Genomic DNA, 1,074 nt, shown 5'->3' with positions numbered 1-1,074 from the left:
TCTAGGTGTACTGAGTCACGACGTTGGTGACACTCGGGCCGCGGGCGTCAGCCCGTGGCTCGAGTGGATCCGTTCAGTGTTGTAGTGCTGGATCCAGGGATCAAGGGCGTCGGTTCTGGCGTGGTTGCTGGTGAAGGGTTGCCGGTAGGCCCACTCGGTGGCGAGGGTGCGGTTGAAGCGTTCGACCTTGCCGTTCTGCCAGGGGCAGTGCGGGCGGATGAACTTCTGCCTCGCGCCGAGCTGCGTGACCGCGTTCTGGAACGCGGCCGAGTGCCGGTAGGCGAACGCGTTGTCCGTCAGGACCCGCTCGATCCGGGTGATCCCGTGCCCGGCGAAGTACGCCGCGGCGCGGGTCAGGAACCCGGCCGCGGTCACGCCCTTCTCGTCCGGGTGGACTTCCGCGTAGGCGAGCCGGGTGTGGTCATCTACCGCGGCGTGGACGTAATCGAACCCGATCCCACGACCACGAACCTGTTCGCTGCGGCCGTGCGCACGCCACCCGCCGCCGTCCGGGATCCGACCGAGCTTCTTCACGTCCACATGGATCAGGTCCCCGGGATTCTCATGCTCGTACCGGTTCGCCGTCGACCGGGATGCACGGATCACCGCCCCGGTCACCGGGTCCAACCACGCCAACGGCGGTACTCGGTGCCGCCGCAGGATGCGGGAGATCGTGCGGGCTGGAACACCCGTCACCGGCGCCAACCGGACAGGACCTGATCGCAATCGGATCCTGGCTTCCACGACAGCTCGTTCTCGTTCCGGGCTCGTCCTCGTCGGCACCCGTCTCGGCCTCGAGGACCGGTCCGACAGGCCTTCCACACCCTCGGACCGGAACCGGTTCACCCACCGATGCGCGCACTGACGCGACACCCCCAGCTCCCGCGCGACATGCGCGACCGGCCGACGATCCTCGACCACCCGCCGCACGAGGAGAACCCTCCCGTGAACGGTCAGACGAGCATTAGCGTGGGACATCGAGGCCTCCTGGCAGTGGCAGAACTAGACAGCTCCATCAAGCCAGGAGGCCTCCTCACACGCCCCGAAGTGTCACCAACGTCATGGCCGAGTACA

Annotated in this window: 1 protein-coding gene; it reads right to left on the bottom strand. The window is 67.2% G+C overall.

Annotation, left to right across the window (positions count from 1 at the left end):
* Positions 1 to 15: 15 nt before the first annotated feature.
* Positions 16 to 978, bottom strand: coding sequence for an IS481 family transposase (locus PED38_RS15855; protein WP_270981961.1), 963 nt, complete (start codon positions 976 to 978; stop codon positions 16 to 18).
* Positions 979 to 1,074: the final 96 nt, after the last annotated feature.

Source organism: Clavibacter sp. CT19, assembly GCF_027858075.1.
Taxonomy (GTDB): Bacteria; Actinomycetota; Actinomycetes; order Actinomycetales; family Microbacteriaceae; genus Clavibacter; species Clavibacter tessellarius_A.
This window is presented reverse-complemented; position numbering and strand designations above follow the sequence as displayed.

Excerpts from the sequence above, each read along its gene's own strand:
- PED38_RS15855 (WP_270981961.1), bottom strand. The coding sequence starts at position 978 with ATGTCCCACGCTAATGCTCGTCTGACCGTTCACGGGAGGGTTCTCCTC.